The sequence below is a fragment of the Parahoeflea halophila genome, from assembly GCF_900220985.1.
Taxonomy (GTDB): Bacteria; Pseudomonadota; Alphaproteobacteria; order Rhizobiales; family Rhizobiaceae; genus Hoeflea; species Hoeflea halophila.
In genome coordinates this window covers 61,620-76,602 of record NZ_OCPC01000007.1, presented here as the reverse complement: position 1 = coordinate 76,602, position 14,983 = coordinate 61,620, and the positions used below count along the sequence as shown (strand labels likewise).

General features: G+C 60.4%; 13 protein-coding genes. 11 read left to right on the top strand and 2 right to left on the bottom strand.

Features of this window, described 5'->3' with window-relative positions:
• The first annotated feature begins 61 nt into the window (after positions 1–61).
• On the top strand, positions 62–577 hold the full coding sequence (locus tag CRO46_RS20235) for a DUF2231 domain-containing protein (RefSeq protein ID WP_244577973.1): 516 nt from the start codon (positions 62–64) through the stop codon (positions 575–577).
• Here the strand turns inward: CRO46_RS20235 and CRO46_RS19395 are convergent.
• On the bottom strand, positions 547–1,059 hold the full coding sequence (locus CRO46_RS19395) for a CopD family protein (protein WP_097109463.1): 513 nt from the start codon (positions 1,057–1,059) through the stop codon (positions 547–549). The genes CRO46_RS20235 and CRO46_RS19395 overlap by 31 nt on opposite strands.
• Positions 1,060–1,281: 222 nt before the next feature.
• Between CRO46_RS19395 and CRO46_RS19390 the strand changes: the two genes are divergently transcribed.
• The 8 genes from CRO46_RS19390 to CRO46_RS19355 all read left to right on the top strand — a co-directional run bounded on the left by CRO46_RS19390 (position 1,282) and on the right by CRO46_RS19355 (position 11,443).
• A complete protein-coding gene (locus CRO46_RS19390; protein WP_097109462.1) occupies positions 1,282–2,499 on the top strand; it encodes a DNA topoisomerase IB in 1,218 nt (405 codons plus the stop codon).
• Between the two features lie 94 nt (positions 2,500–2,593).
• Entirely contained in the window at positions 2,594–2,848 is a 255-nt protein-coding gene (locus tag CRO46_RS19385; protein WP_097109461.1) for a hypothetical protein, read from the top strand.
• Positions 2,849–2,954: 106 nt separating this feature from the next.
• On the top strand, positions 2,955–3,203 hold the full coding sequence (locus CRO46_RS19380) for a hypothetical protein (RefSeq protein ID WP_097109460.1): 249 nt from the start codon (positions 2,955–2,957) through the stop codon (positions 3,201–3,203).
• 127 nt (positions 3,204–3,330) lie between these two features.
• Entirely contained in the window at positions 3,331–3,624 is a 294-nt protein-coding gene (locus tag CRO46_RS19375; protein ID WP_097109459.1) for a hypothetical protein, read from the top strand.
• A gap of 359 nt (positions 3,625–3,983) precedes the next feature.
• Complete coding sequence (locus tag CRO46_RS19370; protein ID WP_210421551.1) at positions 3,984–6,224, top strand: acyl-CoA dehydrogenase; 2,241 nt, start codon at positions 3,984–3,986, stop codon at positions 6,222–6,224.
• Positions 6,221–7,510: an acetyl-CoA C-acetyltransferase gene (locus CRO46_RS19365; RefSeq protein WP_097109457.1), complete on the top strand. Its 1,290-nt coding sequence runs from the start codon at positions 6,221–6,223 to the stop codon at positions 7,508–7,510. Before CRO46_RS19370 ends, CRO46_RS19365 begins: the two co-directional genes overlap by 4 nt.
• Positions 7,510–9,600, top strand: a complete 2,091-nt coding sequence (locus CRO46_RS19360; RefSeq protein ID WP_179759130.1) for a 3-hydroxyacyl-CoA dehydrogenase NAD-binding domain-containing protein — start codon at positions 7,510–7,512, stop codon at positions 9,598–9,600. Before CRO46_RS19365 ends, CRO46_RS19360 begins: the two co-directional genes overlap by 1 nt.
• Entirely contained in the window at positions 9,593–11,443 is a 1,851-nt protein-coding gene (locus CRO46_RS19355) for an acetyl-CoA hydrolase/transferase C-terminal domain-containing protein (protein WP_244577972.1), read from the top strand. The genes CRO46_RS19360 and CRO46_RS19355 overlap by 8 nt, the downstream gene beginning before the upstream one ends.
• 150 nt (positions 11,444–11,593) lie before the next feature.
• Here the strand turns inward: CRO46_RS19355 and CRO46_RS19350 are convergent, their stop codons facing one another.
• Positions 11,594–12,007 (bottom strand): MarR family winged helix-turn-helix transcriptional regulator, encoded by a 414-nt coding sequence (locus tag CRO46_RS19350; RefSeq protein ID WP_097109454.1) that lies wholly within the window; start codon positions 12,005–12,007, stop codon positions 11,594–11,596.
• Positions 12,008–12,110: 103 nt separating this feature from the next.
• Between CRO46_RS19350 and CRO46_RS19345 the strand changes: the two genes are divergently transcribed.
• A complete protein-coding gene (locus CRO46_RS19345) occupies positions 12,111–13,235 on the top strand; it encodes a substrate-binding domain-containing protein (RefSeq protein WP_097109453.1) in 1,125 nt (374 codons plus the stop codon).
• Positions 13,236–13,352: 117 nt separating this feature from the next.
• Positions 13,353–14,969, top strand: coding sequence for a flotillin family protein (locus CRO46_RS19340; RefSeq protein WP_210421550.1), 1,617 nt, complete (start codon positions 13,353–13,355; stop codon positions 14,967–14,969).
• Positions 14,970–14,983 lie beyond the last annotated feature (14 nt).

The window sequence follows — 14,983 nt, the reverse complement described above, 5'->3', positions numbered from 1 at the left end:
TGCAACCCGGGAGGGTTCCAAGCGTTACGCTCAAGACGAACAGTTTGAGGAGACGGGTGCTGTGGGCGTGCAAGAGATCGAAGCAGAGGAAAAACGACTTGTCGATCCGGTGGCTGAATTGCCCGGCTTCGACGAGACGCAATCGCGGATTGCCATAACGGGTCACCCGATCCATGCCATGAGCGTGTCGTTTCCCATCGCGCTCACTTTCTGTACGCTTGCTGCCGATATGCTCTACTGGTGGACGGGCGATCCGTTCTGGGCGCGTGGCGCAATGTGGACGGTCGGTGCAGCGTTCCTGCTTGGAATGTTCGCAGGCCTGTCGGGAACTGCTGAACTTTTGCTTGTCCGGGGCATTCGCGTCCGGGCTGCAGCGTGGACCCATTTCATCATTGCGGTCACGCTGCTGTCGTTGCTCGGCACAAATTGGGGTCTCAGACTGTCTGGTTATGAAAGTGCCGTGCTCCCTCACGGCATCCTGATGTCGATGCTGTGCGTTCTGATGGTGGGCTTTACTGGCTGGCATGGGGGCAAACTCGTGTTCGATTACCGGCTCGGAATTGCGAAGGGCAGGTGACCGCCCCGGGGCTCGAGCAGCCATTGGGGCATATCGACCCCATCAAGATCGGGTTTTCCCAAAACGAAAAACAGGATCGCGGTGGCGCAGGCCAGCACACCAGTCACCGGCAGATAGGGACTTGGCGGTGTGTGATCGCCTGGTTCTTCCGCGATTCGGACGATGCTATGGCCTATCCAGACGTGCAGCACGAGCAGCAGCGCGACAAAGACCAGTTTTGCAAACAGCCACGGCACGAAGACCTGGCGCAGGAATATCAGCCAGGTTCCCACAATGACCGCAATGATGGCGGCCGGCGTGACGATAATCGTGTAGGTGATGTGGGTTCTGTGACGGACAATCTTGTAATCACCCTGTGAAATGAGCGAACCGTGACGCGAAAGCATCATCGGCAACGCGATGAGGCCTCCGCACCAGACGCTCAGCGCGACGAGGTGCAGCGTCTTGAACAAGGGAACGATGGATACCAGCCACTCCGTCACAACAGCGAGATCCCAATGGTCGAAGCGTCTCGATATGGCCGCGCTGTCATGGAACCGCCGCGCCGCTTTCCCCGGTCGTGAATATTGGTTTTACATGAGTCTGAAGGTTTCATCCCCTGTCCCCGATACACTACGCCGCTATACAAACACGAAAGACGCCCGTTGGTTCCAACCGAAATTGTTTTTGTGTGGCGCTCCCGCTTTTCTTCCCGGCATTCTGCAATGTCCTGCATCAATCAGCATGCGCTCTGTGGCTTGGGAACGTTTTCCCTCGCCGAAAGTTTGGAATTTCGGAAGCAAAAGCTTCTGAGAAACACGCAGTCCTGCAATTCGCTGACATGCGCTGCGTTCAAACTCTCCAGTTCCCAACGAGGCTCGGATACGGCTTTGCACGGCATCAAACCCACCGATAAGAACAAGATTGCACAGGCCGAGCTCATATATGTCACGGACGCCGAGCCCGGAATCACCCGTCAGCGCAGGGGACGCGGGTATCGCTATCTCAACCCCAACGGAACACCTGTCACCGAAAGTATTATCCGCGACCGCATCAAGCGGCTCGGCGTTCCTCCGGCCTATACAAATGTCTGGATCTGCCCCTCCGAACGCGGCCACATTCAGGCCACCGGTCACGATGCGCGCGGCCGAAAACAATACCGTTACCACGAGGACTGGCAGGCATTGAGGAACGAAGCCAAGTTTTCCGATCTGCTTCGATTTGGTCAAAAACTGCCGCAGATCCGGCGTGTTGCCCGTGCCGACGCCGAACGGCTCGAAGATCGCGAGCGTGCTGTTCTCGGCGCCCTGATACTGCTGCTTGATGCCGCTTATCTCAGGGTGGGAAATCGGCAGTACCTGGAGGAAAACGGCACCTATGGTGCAACCACGCTGCTCAAGCGGCACGTGACGTTTGGTGATCGGATAGAACTGCGGTTTCTGGGCAAGGGTGGACGCCGCATGCAGCGCAGCCTCAAGGCTCCGCGTCTACAAAGAACTCTGGAGCGCATCGCAGATTTGCCCGGCAAGCAACTGTTCGGCTGGGAGGACGAAGAGGGCCAGTCGCGGGGCGTGGACTCCGGTCAGCTGAACCAGCATCTCGCCGCAATAGGTGGGCCGGGTGTATCGGCAAAAGTGTTCAGGACATGGGGCGGTACGCTCGCAGCCTTTGAGACCGCATCCGCCGCCATACGTCGAGGCGAGGTGCCGACCATCAGGACGCTGTGTGAGAGCGCAGCCTCCGAACTCGCCAACACTGTGGCAGTCTGCCGGAAGTCCTATGTGCACCCGCAGGTACTCGCTCTGGCAACGGATGAAGAACTGTTCCCCGTTCTGGACCGGCAATTGCGCCGAAAGGTCAAGGCCAAGTCCCAGATCGGGATCATGGAGCAACGCCTGCTGACCTTTTTGAGGTCTATGCAGAGACGCAAGGCTGCTGATTGAAGACAATGGCAGTTCTGCTGCTGTAACAGCAATCCTTGGAATGCGACGCCGGGCCAAGGTTCCTCCGCCAGGAGACAAATCGTCTGAAGGAACAGTGCCGAACGCGACCTTCCTCGTCATTTCGGGAACCAAACCGGCACTGGCAGGTCGGCTTGGAGCAAGCATCAACAAAGGAATGCATGAGATGGAATATTCACTTTGGTTCTTTGCCGTTGCCATAGGTCCGGTCGTGCTCGCGGCGGCCATGATCTACGGGCTGGCGAAAAAGCGGCGCCTCAGCCGCGGGGAAAAAATCAGGCGGGATCAGAAGACCGCCGAACTGTATTCTGAAAACAGCGGCCGCAAGTAGCATCGCTACCGCCCGTCATCGCTCCCAAATCAGCGCTGCTTTCCCGATCGGGTGGAACCATACCGCATCCCCCGGGGTTTGTCCGCTTTGTAAACAGGAGACCGAGATGACCAAATCCGACAACCAAGCCGCCAAGACGACCAACAGACCCGACCAGAACGCCGATGCGCAGTCGGAAGCAACGATGGGCCCATCGGTATCGCGCACGCAGGCCAGCCCCGATGATGCCGTTTCGCAGGAAGCCCGGAGGGAAGCGCTGCGCAACGCCAACAACGGCGACCAATTCGTTGTTGCCACTGATCTTGAAGACAGTGAGCAAAGGGAAGCCGCGCCGGGAACGCGTGAACAGGACTAGGTCGCAATGGTGAGGAACCGCCTCCGTGGTTTTTCGCGGGCGACGCTGAAACCTCCGCGGTCGCTTCCTGCCGACCAGAGAAGCAGCCCGAGACTCCGCTAAAGGGCTCAACCAGGGAGAAGACGCCGTGCAGACAGGCAAGCCACACGAAACCGCCGCACCCGAGCAGAAACTGCGCGCGGATATCGACAGCGGCCGTACGGGTGAAAAGGTCGACGCGTCCGATCCTGCAACCGTGCCACTGGGAACAGATGCGGAAGCAGGCGGGATCCAAACGGACCGGGCAGCCGCGTCGCGGGCCCGTCACGCGGAACTCGACGGGCCCGGGAACTCGCGCCGGCGCGCCGGGAAATATCTGCTGATCTTTCCCGGCGTCGTGGTGCTGATTGCCGTCCTCCTAGCAATTTTGGTGCTACGCTGAGCCGAAACCGCTTCCCGATTGCGACACGGGAAAACCTGGGAAGCCGCGCAGTATCCTCGGATATCGACGAGTCCGCTACCCGCAACCACCTCAGCCGAGCTGGAAGCAGCCGATGCCTGGCGATACCGGAGAAGCGAGCTATGCGACAGGAGTCGTGTTCCCCGTCACAGGCGGGGGCCATGCTTTGGGGCGCTCACCGAGAGGCCGAAGACAGGTGCGCTGATAAAACTCAGCCGGTCCCGGAACAACGCACGGCTTCTCGCGCACACATCGGGCGTGCTTTCCCAAATGTAGATCTGATCAAGCGCGCTCGCTGGAACTCTTTTGCCGGTCGCACATTGAGTTTTGAGGAGCATCACATGTCTATGAGAACCTTTCGCCGCGATACACTCACGCGCCCGATTTTCAAATGGGCGCGCAATCAATTGCCGAGCCTGTCAGATACGGAACGCGACGCCATAGATTCCGGTGAGGTTTGGTGGGACGCTGAACTTTTCAGCGGCAACCCGGACTGGCAGAAGCTGCTCGACACGCCACCGGCAGCGCTGACCGAGAAGGAGCAGGCGTTCCTCGACGGTCCATGCGAAGAACTATGCAGGATGCTCGACGACTGGGAGATTACCCGCGCAGGTGATCTGCCCGCCGACGTCTGGGACTTCATGAAGTCGCAGAAGTTCTTCGGCATGATCATCCCGGAGAAGTATGGCGGCCTCGGGTTCTCCAATTTTGCCCACTCCGAAGTGGTACGGCGCATCTCGACCTGTTCGGTCAGCGCCGGGGTGACGGTCATGGTGCCGAATTCCCTGGGGCCGGGCGAACTGCTCCTGCAATTCGGAACCGACGAGCAGCGCGACTACTGGCTGCCGCGTCTGGCCGCTGGCAAGGATGTGCCAGCCTTTGCCCTGACCAGCGAACAAGCCGGATCCGACGCTTCGGCGATGCGCGACAGCGGCGTTGTCTGCAAGGGTGAGTGGCAAGGCGAGGAAACACTTGGCGTGCGGCTGAACTGGTCAAAACGCTACATTACGCTCGGGCCGGTCGCGTCTGTGCTCGGACTTGCCTTCAAACTTGAAGACCCGGACGGGCTGCTCGGCAACGCCGATGCTGAAGGCATCACCTGCGCCCTGATCCCAACTGATCTTCCCGGCGTGTCCATTGGACGGCGTCATATCCCCTGCGGCCAGGTTTTCCAGAACGGGCCGAATTCCGGAACCGATGTGTTCGTGCCGCTCGATCATATCATCGGTGGGCCGGACTACAGCGGCAAGGGCTGGATGATGCTGATGAGTGCGCTTGCCGCCGGGCGCGGCATTTCACTCCCCTCGCTGTCCTCGGCGGCTGCATCGATCTCGGCGCATGCAACTGGTGCCTATGCGCGGGTTCGCGAGCAGTTCGGCATTCCCATTGGCAAGTTCGAGGGCGTGCAGCGACGTCTGGGCCGTCTCGCCGCCAATGCTTACACACTTGACGCCGCAAGGCGGCTGACCTGCGCCGGGCTCGATCAAGGGCGCAAGCTTGCGGTGATCTCGGGCATCATGAAGTCCAACGCCACCTACCGGATGCGCGACGCCGTAGATGACGCGATGGATGTGCACGCCGGCAAGACCGTCATTGACGGGCCGCGAAACTATCTTGGCAATTTTCACAAATCCGTGCCGGTTGGCATCACCGTGGAAGGCGCCAATATCCTCACCCGTAACATGATCATTTTCGGTCAGGGCGCGATCCGCTGTCATCCGCATCTGCTTGATGAAATACTCGCGCTCGACAAGGACGACGAGGATGAAGCGCTGGATTCGTTCGACAAGGCGTTCTGGGCCCATGTCGGCCATTCCCTCAAGACCCTGTTCAGGGCAACCGGTCGGGCCTGGACCGGAAGCCAGTTCGCACCTGCGCCAGAGAACGTGGGCAGGGCGGCGCCGGTCTACCGCCGCATGGCGCGCTATTCTGCCGCTTTTGCGCTGGTTTCCGATTTTGCGCTGCTGACTCTTGGTGGTTCGCTGAAGCGGAGGGAGATGCTTTCGGCGCGCCTCGGCGACGTGTTGTCAGAACTCTATCTTCTTTCTGCGGTGCTCAAGCGCTGGCACGATGAAGGCAATATCGCTGCTGACTTTCCGCTGGTTGAATGGACTGCGGAGGACAGCTTTGCCAAGATTGCCGCGAGCCTGGATGAAGTGTTGGCCAATCTGCCCAATCGTCCTGCTGCGTGGCTTCTTCGCTTTCTGACGGTTCCCGGCGGGTCCAACCGTGGGCCCTCGGATGAGTTGACCCGTGAAGTTGCCGAATTGCTGCTGACGCCGTCGCCGACCCGCAACAGGATTTCACGCGGTGTCGAGGCTGTTAGGGGGGGAGGCGCGCTCAAGACGCTGGAGGAAGCCTTCTTTCTGGTCGTTGCGACGGAGCCGCTGCGGCGCAAGCTCAAGCAGGCGGAACTTTCAGTCGATGCGGCGCTCGCCAATGGCATTCTTACAAACGATGAAGGCCGGTTGCTGCGCGCGGCTGAGCAACTGGTCGGCGAGGTGATTGCGGTGGATGACTTCGATCCATCCGAGATCGTCCGCGACACAAGCGATTATTCCCACCAGGAGGCGGCCCAATGACGAAAGGCCAGCCTGTTTACGTTGTTGATGGCGCCCGGACTCCCTTTCTGAAAGCAACTTCAGGGCCCGGCCCATTCACGCCCGTGGACCTTGCGGTTCAGTGCGGCCGGCCGCTGCTTGCACGCCAGAAGATCGCTGCCACCGATTATGATCTGGTTATCCTGGGATGCGTCAACGTCATTGCCGACGAGATGAACCCTGCCCGGGTGGCAGCGCTGCGGCTGGGGATGGGTGAAGACACGGTTGCCTTTACGGTGCAGATCAATTGCGGTTCCGGCATGCAGTCGATCGACACCGCCTATCGCTATATCCGTGACGGATCGGCAGATCTCATCCTTGCCGGCGGCACGGAAGCCTTGAGCCATGCGCCGCTGGTTCTGCGGCAAGAGGCAGTCGAGTGGTATGCCGGCATGGCACGCGCCAAGACCCCGATGGATCGTCTGTCCAGACTGGGCGGCCTTCAGGCCGATTTCTTCAAGCCGGTGATTGGGCTGGAGCGCGGGCTGACAGATCCTATCACGGCGCTCAACATGGGCCAGACGGCCGAGATCCTCGCCCACCGGTTCGGCATCAGCCGCGAGCAAGCCGACCGCTATGCCATGGAAAGCCATCATCGGCTGGCCAGGGCCCAAGATGAGGGCTGGCTCGATGACGAGGTAGAACCGGCCTTCGACCGGGATGGCAAGGTCTACGAGAAGGATGATGGCGTCAGACCTGACAGCGACATGCAGAGCCTGGCCAAGCTTTCACCGGCGTTCGAAAAGCCTCACGGCAAGGTGACACCGGGCAATTCCTCGCAGATCACCGACGGCGCCTCCTGGGTCATTCTGGCCAGTGAAGACGCCGTCGAACGCCATGGCCTGACGCCTCTCGCCATCATCAAGGACAGCGAATGGGCAGCACTCGATCCCTCGGTGATGGGTCTAGGACCGGTGCTGTGTTCCACCCGGATGATGGCCCGTAACGGGTTGGCACGAACATCGATTGACCTATGGGAACTCAACGAGGCCTTTGCAGCCCAGGTGCTGTCCTGCCTGGCGGCTTGGGAGAACGAAGACTTCTGCCGCGAGGTTCTCGATCTGGAAGAGCCGTTCGGCCGCATCGACCGCGATCAGCTCAATGTCGACGGCGGCGCGGTGGCGCTCGGGCATCCGGTTGGCACCAGTGGCAATCGCATTGTGCTGCATCTGGTCCGGGCCATGAAAAGGCGGGGCGGAAAACGCGGCATTGCCACCGAATGCATCGGCGGCGGGCTGGGCGGTGCAATGCTTCTGGAGGCCGTGTGATGAGCAAACCTGTCCTGTCCGTGATTGGCGAAACCAAACTCGAGCTTGGCTCCGGCGAAGAACAAGCCTTCGGCAACTGGAGGCTGCGCCGTGACACGGGCGGCATCGCCTGGGCAATTCTCGATTGCGAGAACGCAAGCACCAACACGCTTTCCGAGGCCGTGCTTACGGACTTGTCGAAGCTTCTCGATGCGCTTGAAAGCCAGATGCCCGAGCTGCTGGTGCTTCGCTCGGCAAAGCCCGGCGGGTTTGCCGCCGGCGCCGATATATCCGAGTTCCGCGAGGCGGGCGATGAAGAGGCTGCGGCCAAGCGCCTGCGCGCAGGGCATGAGGTCATCGACCGGCTGGAAGGTCTGCCATGTCCGACGATCGCCGTAGTTCATGGCTACGCACTGGGCGGTGGCTTTGAGCTGGCGCTGGCCTGCGACCAGCGCATCGCTGTCGACGGCGCCTGGTTCGGCTTTCCTGAAGTCAAGCTCGGCCTTCATCCGGGTCTCGGCGGCACATTCCGCCTGTCAGAACTGATTGACCCGACCGAGGCGATGACCCTGATGCTGACCGGCAAGTCGGCGCACACGAAAAAGGCCAAGGCGCTGGGGATCATCGACGAGGTAACGAAGGAACGGCATGTCGATGCTGCCGTCCGAGCCCGCCTCGGACAGAAGAAGAGCCGCGACCGCCGGGGAGTCAAAGCGGCTATCTTGGATATGGGCCCGGCGCGCAAGCTTGCGGCCAAACGGATGCGGACACAAACCGAAGAACAGGCCCCGCAACGCCACTACCCCGCCCCGCATGCGCTTATCGAGCTGCGGGAAATCCATGGCGGCGACCGTGACGCCATGCAAAAAGCGGAAATCAGCTCCTTTGCAAAGCTGTTGATGACCGATACCGCCAGGAACCTGATACGGGTCTTCTTCCTGCGCGAGGCGCTGAAGAAGAAAGCCAGCGGCGAGAGCGGCATTGATCGGGTGCATGTTGTGGGCGCGGGCACAATGGGCGCCGAGATCGCGGCCTGGTGCGCGATCAAGGGGCTCAGGGTCACGCTCAGCGACCTGAAGCTGGAAGCCCTGGCAAAGGCGGTCAAGAATGCTGCACGGATGGCGCGCGACGCCCACCTGTCGGACATTGAGATCCGCGATGCACTGGACCGGCTGATGCCGGACCCGAAGCAGTTTGGACTGGCCGACGCCGACCTGATCATCGAGGCGGCACCCGAGACGCTCGATCTGAAACGTGATCTGCTCGCGTCGATTGAAGAGCGTGCCCGCAATGACGCGATCATCGCCACAAACACCTCCAGTCTCGAGCTGGATGGCCTTGCTTCGGTGTTGAAGACACCTGGCCGTTTCGCCGGATTGCATTTCTTCAATCCGGTCTCAAAACTTGAGCTGGTCGAGGTGGTGTCGCAGCCAAGCGCCAGCAAGGAAACACTGTCGCGGCTCAATGCCTTTGTCGGAGCGATTGACCGTCTGCCGGCCCCGGTGAAAAGTTATCCGGGTTTTCTCGTCAACCGGGTGCTCACGCCCTATCTGCTCGAGGCCGGGCTGATGGTCGATGAAGGCATCGAACCCGTCGAGATTGACCGCGTCGCAGAACGCTTCGGCATGCCAATGGGGCCGTTGGAAGTTGCCGACCGGGTGGGGCTTGATGTGTGCCTGCATGTTGCCGACACGTTGCGCGACAACCTCGACAAGCCCATCTCCGAGGTCCCCGTCTGGATGCGAAAACGGGTGGAAAGCGGCCGTCTCGGCAGGAAATCCGGCAAAGGCGTCTATGTCTGGAAAGATGGCAAGCCGGAAAAGGACAAGGCTAAGGACGACGGCAAGCAGCTCCCTGATGATGTTGAGGACCGCCTGATTCTCCCAATGCTCAATGCAGCGGTCGAATGCCTGCGCGAGGCGGTGATCAGTGATGCAGAGATGCTGGATGCCGCGATGATCTTTGCCACCGGTTTCGCCCCCTTCCGCGGCGGCCCGGTTCACTACGCGCGGCAACGGGGCAAGGATGATGTCGTCAAGACGCTCGAGCAACTGGCTGCCAGGCACGGCCCCCGATTTACCCCCGATGCGGGATGGGCAGATCTTGCCTGAGAATGACAATTCGTCTTCAGCCGATGCCAAGGCCCTGGCGCAGCAACTGATCGAGCAGACGGGCGGCGAGATCCGGCTGGCGCTGCCGCTCGGGCTTGGCAAGGCCAACAGTCTCGTCAACGCGCTCACCCGCGCCGCCTGCAAGGATCCAGCCATCCGGCTGACCATTCTGACGGCGTTGACGCTGCAGCGCCCGAAGGCCGGGTCTGATCTGCAGCGGCGGTTTCTCGAACCTGCGGCGGATCGGTTGTTCGGCCGGTACAAACCGTTGCTTTATGCGCAGATGATCGATGAGGGGACACTCCCTCCCAACATCGAAGTCCGGGAGTTCTTCTTTCAGGCCGGGCGATGGCTCGGCAACAGCTATGCGCAGCGGCACTACATACCGGCCAACTATACCCATGCGCTGTCCTATGTGCTGGATTTCAAGCCCAATGTGGTGGCGCAGCTGGTTGCCCGCAACGCGGACGGCCGGTTGAGCCTGAGCTGCAACACCGACATCACCGTCGACCTGCTGACAGCCCGCCGCGAAGGCAAGGCCGATTTCACATTTGCCGTCGAAATCAACGATCATCTTCCTTTCATGGAGGGACCGGCTGAAATCCCCGATGGCGAAGCCGACATCGAATACGATCCGGAGACCAGCTTCGAGCTGTTTTCCGTAGTGCGCCGACCAGTGAGCCTGCAGGACATGGCGATCGGCCTGCATGTCTCACAGCTTGTGGCAGACGGCGGTACACTGCAGATCGGCATCGGCTCCATCGGAGATGCGATCGCCCAGTCGCTGCTGCTTCGTCACAAGAAGAACAGCGATTATCGGGCTCTGGTCGAAGCGAGCCCTTTTGCCTCTTCCGGCTCCGGACAACATCTGGCTCCATTCGAAATCGGGCTTTATGCGGTGACCGAGATGCTGGTCGGCGGTATTCTCGAGCTGTTTCGGGGCGGGATCATTCGCAGGGAAGTCGATGGCGCGGCCATCCATGCTGGCTTCTTTCTCGAATGCCGTGACTTCTACCGGTCCTTGCGCGATATGCCCGCCAGCCAGCGCGCAAAGATCGTCATGAAGCCCGTGTCCTTCACCAATTCGCTCTACGGAGACGAGATGTCGAAACGCGCCGCGCGGCGCGATGCGCGGTCCGTCAACAATGCCATGATTGTCACCTGCCTCGGCGCTGTCATTTCCGACGGGGTGGAAGATGGCAAGGTGGTCAGCGGTGTCGGCGGCCAGTTCAACTTCGTCGAACAGGCCTTTGCGCTTGAAGACGGGCGCTCGATCATCACGCTGAACGCGACGCGAAAAAGCGGTGGCAAGACCATCTCCAATATCCGCTGGGACTATGCGCACCAGACCGTGCCGAGGCATTATCGCGACATCGTGGTGACCGAATACGGTGTGGCGGATCTCCGGGGCAAGACGGATGAGGAATGCATTGCCGCTCTTATCGGAATTGCCGACAGCCGCTTTCAGTCAGACCTGCTCGCCGAAGCAAAGAAGGCGGGCAAGATCGACACGAACTTCGAGATTACCCCTGCCAAGCGCCGCAACTCGCCTGAACGATTGAACGGCTGGCTTAAAGCCCCTCGTCGCAAATCTCTGTTGCCCGAGTATCCTTTCGGCACGGATTTCACCGAAACCGAGAAACGGCTTCTGCCCGCACTCGCGACGCTCAAAAACGCATCCGGGTCATGGTCGGAAATGACGCGTCTGGCCGCTCGCGGGCTGACATCGCCGCCGGACACGGAATGTCTTGAAAGGCTCGGACTGCGGCACTGTTCAAGCCTGAAACAGCATGTGATGCGCTATCTGGTTCTGGGGGCCCTGGCTCAAAGCCGTGCCGCTTGATGGCGGAATGCAGGCGCCCGGACCGCGCGGACGAACCTATTGTAAGATGGTGACCACTTTGCCTGACGAGTGGCGCTACGGATATCATCTGGAAATGGGCCGCCGATCTTGCCACCCCCGATGACTGGCCGGTTTGAGTGCCATGGCCGGTTACATCAACCGGCCGAGGATGTCATTGAGCCTGGCCACATCGCTGTCACCGAGCAGGTTGCAGAGTGCGTCGTCTTCGTTTTGAACGACCTGCCTGACCTGTGTCATCCGTTTTCGACCCAGATCGGTGAGCATAAGGTTGACTTGCCGCTGATCGTTCTTGCCTGCCTGGCGGTGGACGAGTCCGTCCATGACCATGCGATCAACCATCTTGGTCAGCGTCGGCGGGTTCATCAAGACGATTTTCGCCAGTTCGCCCATGGTCTGGCTTGGCTGCGCGTCCAGCGTCTCAAGCACACGCCACACTTCGACCTGCACGCCATGCTGCTTCAATGCAGTGGTCAGCGACTGGTGCACGGCCCGGTGCGCCGCAGCCAAAGTGTAGGAGATGTAGGACTCGATCGGATTCTTCATGGTCTTTCCAGAAATGGCGCTTGGCAGAAAATAGTTGACTTGGAAAATAATATCAATTGCAATGAAGAAAATCCCTCAAGCACGGCTGACAGGGGACACGTGCATGGAGTTTTCCCGGGCCGCTGTGGCATTCCCGGCAGAGTTGGACGACCTCCGAGACTGGGCTTCGATAAGTTCGGTGGGTTTTTATCGCGTCGCGCTGTTGATCCCGATGTGCGGTTCGGCAGGAATCTGGGCCCCTTCCTGCATTTCCTCCGCGCAACTGGCGGTGGAAGAGATCAACCGGGGCAATGGCATCGGCGGCCGTCAAGTGCAGCTGATCATGATCGATTCGGCATTGGAGGCGGCGGTACCAGTCGAGGAAATCGTCAACGACCTGATCGAAACCGATGCGATCGACGCTATCGTGGGCATGCATATCAGTGCCATCCGCCAGCGTTTGAGCAAGGTGGTGCGGCAGCGGGTGCCCTACGTCTACACGCCGCTTTATGAGGGCGGGGAAAACACGCCGGGGATCTTTGCCATCGGAGAGACTCCCCAGGAGCAGCTCGGCCCGGCCATGGAAATACTGCAATTGCAGTTCCGGCCCAAGCGCTGGGCGCTGATCGGCAATGACTACGTCTGGCCGCACACCTCGCATTCCTATGCCAAGTTCAAGCTAAAGGAGCTTTGTGCCGGGCTGTGCTACGAACGCTACCTGCCTTTCGGGGTGCGCAACATGTCTCACTATGTCGAGGAAATCGCGATGTCGGGTGCCGAGGCGCTGCTGATTTCGCTTGTCGGCCAAGACGCGGTGACATTTAACCGAGCCTTCGGCGCAGCAGGGCTGGACGGGCGGATGATCCGGCTCTCCTGTTGCATCGAGGAGAATGGCCTGCTTGCTTGTGGAGACCGCAATCTGAAACGTTTTTTCTCCTCGGCAAGCTATTTCGGTTCGCTGGGAACCGACGGCAATTGTGCCTTCAAGGAAAGCTATTACGGCCTGCACGGTGACAAGGCGCCGGTACTCAACGCTATCGGACAGTCGACGTATGAGGGCATGCATTACCTGGCTGCCCTGATGGACGGTAAAGCAGGTGACTGGCGCGACCATAATGCCTTCTCCTGGTCGGCGTTCCGGTACCGAAGCGTGAAGAAGGCATTTTCTCCAAGACAGGCCGTCGACCGCGCCCCGATTTACCTGGCCCGTGCCGATGGAATCATGTTCGAAGTCATAAAACAGATATAAACCAATACGATAGCAATTAATTTGAATTGGAAAATAAATTACTTGAAAAGGAAAATAAAATTCTCCATGGTTACGTGACGCCGATACCCCTGCCAGACAAAGGGGAAGGCGACCATCATGCCGTTGGGGGATTTGGCCTTGGTCTGGTTGTTTTCGCTGCTCACCATTGCGCTGTTTCTGATCATCGCGATCTGGTTCCTGCAGCGCTATTTTGCCAAGGCGACACTCGACACCGCGCTGGTGCGTACCGGTCTGGGAGGCAAGCGTGTGGTTCTCGACGGCGGCTGCCTAGCCTTGCCGATTCTGCACCAGATCCAGCGCGTTTCGATGGGGTCCGTGACGTTTCCGGCCGGCCGCAAGGGGCGCGACTCGCTGCTGACTAAGGATCAGCTTCGCGCCGATATCGAAATGGAATTCGAACTCCGGGTCGAACCGACGGCAGAGGGTGTCGCCACCGCCGCGCAGGTGCTGGGGATGCGGATCGCCCGGGGCGGCGACGCCATCCGCGAGGTTGTGGCCGGCGCCCTGATCAATGCGATGCAGGATGCCGCCGCCCAGCGCAATCTGGCAGACATTCATCTCGATCGCTCCGGCTACACCGCGCAAGTGACCCAGGCTGTGGCCGAGCATGCCGCCCGCCTCGGGCTCACCATGGTTTCGACATCGCTGGTCAGCGTCGACCAGAGTGACCTCAGCCAACTCAACGAAGGAAACGCCTTCAATGCTCAGGGCATGCGCCGGCTTGCCGAGATGGTGGCCGAGCAGCGCAAGGCACGGGTGAGGGTCGAGACCGAGACCGAAATTGCGATCCGCGAGAGCCGGCTGTCGCAGCACCAGCGGCAACTCGAGTTGCAGCGTGCCGAGAAGGAGGCCGAAATCGTGCAGCAAGAGCACCTCCGGCGGATGGAGTCGGAAGCGCGGGCGCGGTCGGATCAGGCAGAAGCACAGGCCGAGTTTGCCACTGAACAGGCCCGGATCGAGAAGACTCAACGGGTGAAGGCCGCGCAGGTAGCCAATGACGAGGCGCTTAGGCGTGCCGAGATGGCGGCCGTATTGGCGCTCGAGGAAACCCGTATCGAAAACGAAGTCCAGCTCGCCAAGCGGCGGATCGAGGAGTCCTCGACCAAGGCTGCCGAAGAAGAGGCCAGAGCTCAGGTCCTGCTCGCGGCAGAACGCGTGCAGATGCAGAAGGAGCGCGCCGTCGTCGAGCGGGAACAGGAGATTTCCAGCCTTCGTCAGAAAAAGGATATCGCGCTGGAGGATGCGCGCGTCAAAAGCGATGTGGGGACCATGCTGGCAAAGGCAAAGGGCGAGGCCGAGGTCGCGCGGTCTCTCGCCGAGACGGAGCAGCGCCGCATGGAGGCCGAGGCTGCGGGGCGCCATGCGCTCAACCAGGCGGAAAACACTCTCAGCGAATCCGTTATCCGGATGCGCCTCGAGGAGCGCAAGCTCGATCGCCTGCCCGAGATCATGACGCAGATGATGAAGCCGGTCGAAAAGATCGATTCCATCCGCATCAACCAGATCGGCGGCATGGGCAATGGCGGCACATCCGGGGGCGGTTCCGGCGTGGACAATGCCTTCGGTGCGGCGATGGACCAGATTCTCGGCATGGCGGTGCGGCTGCCGGCGATGAAGCAGATGGGCGAGGAGATCGGGCTGGATTTTGACGCGAACCTTGCCGGCCGCACGGCTGATTATGCCCAGCGAACCAAGCAAAAAGACAAAGACTGAGACCACCTGCCCCG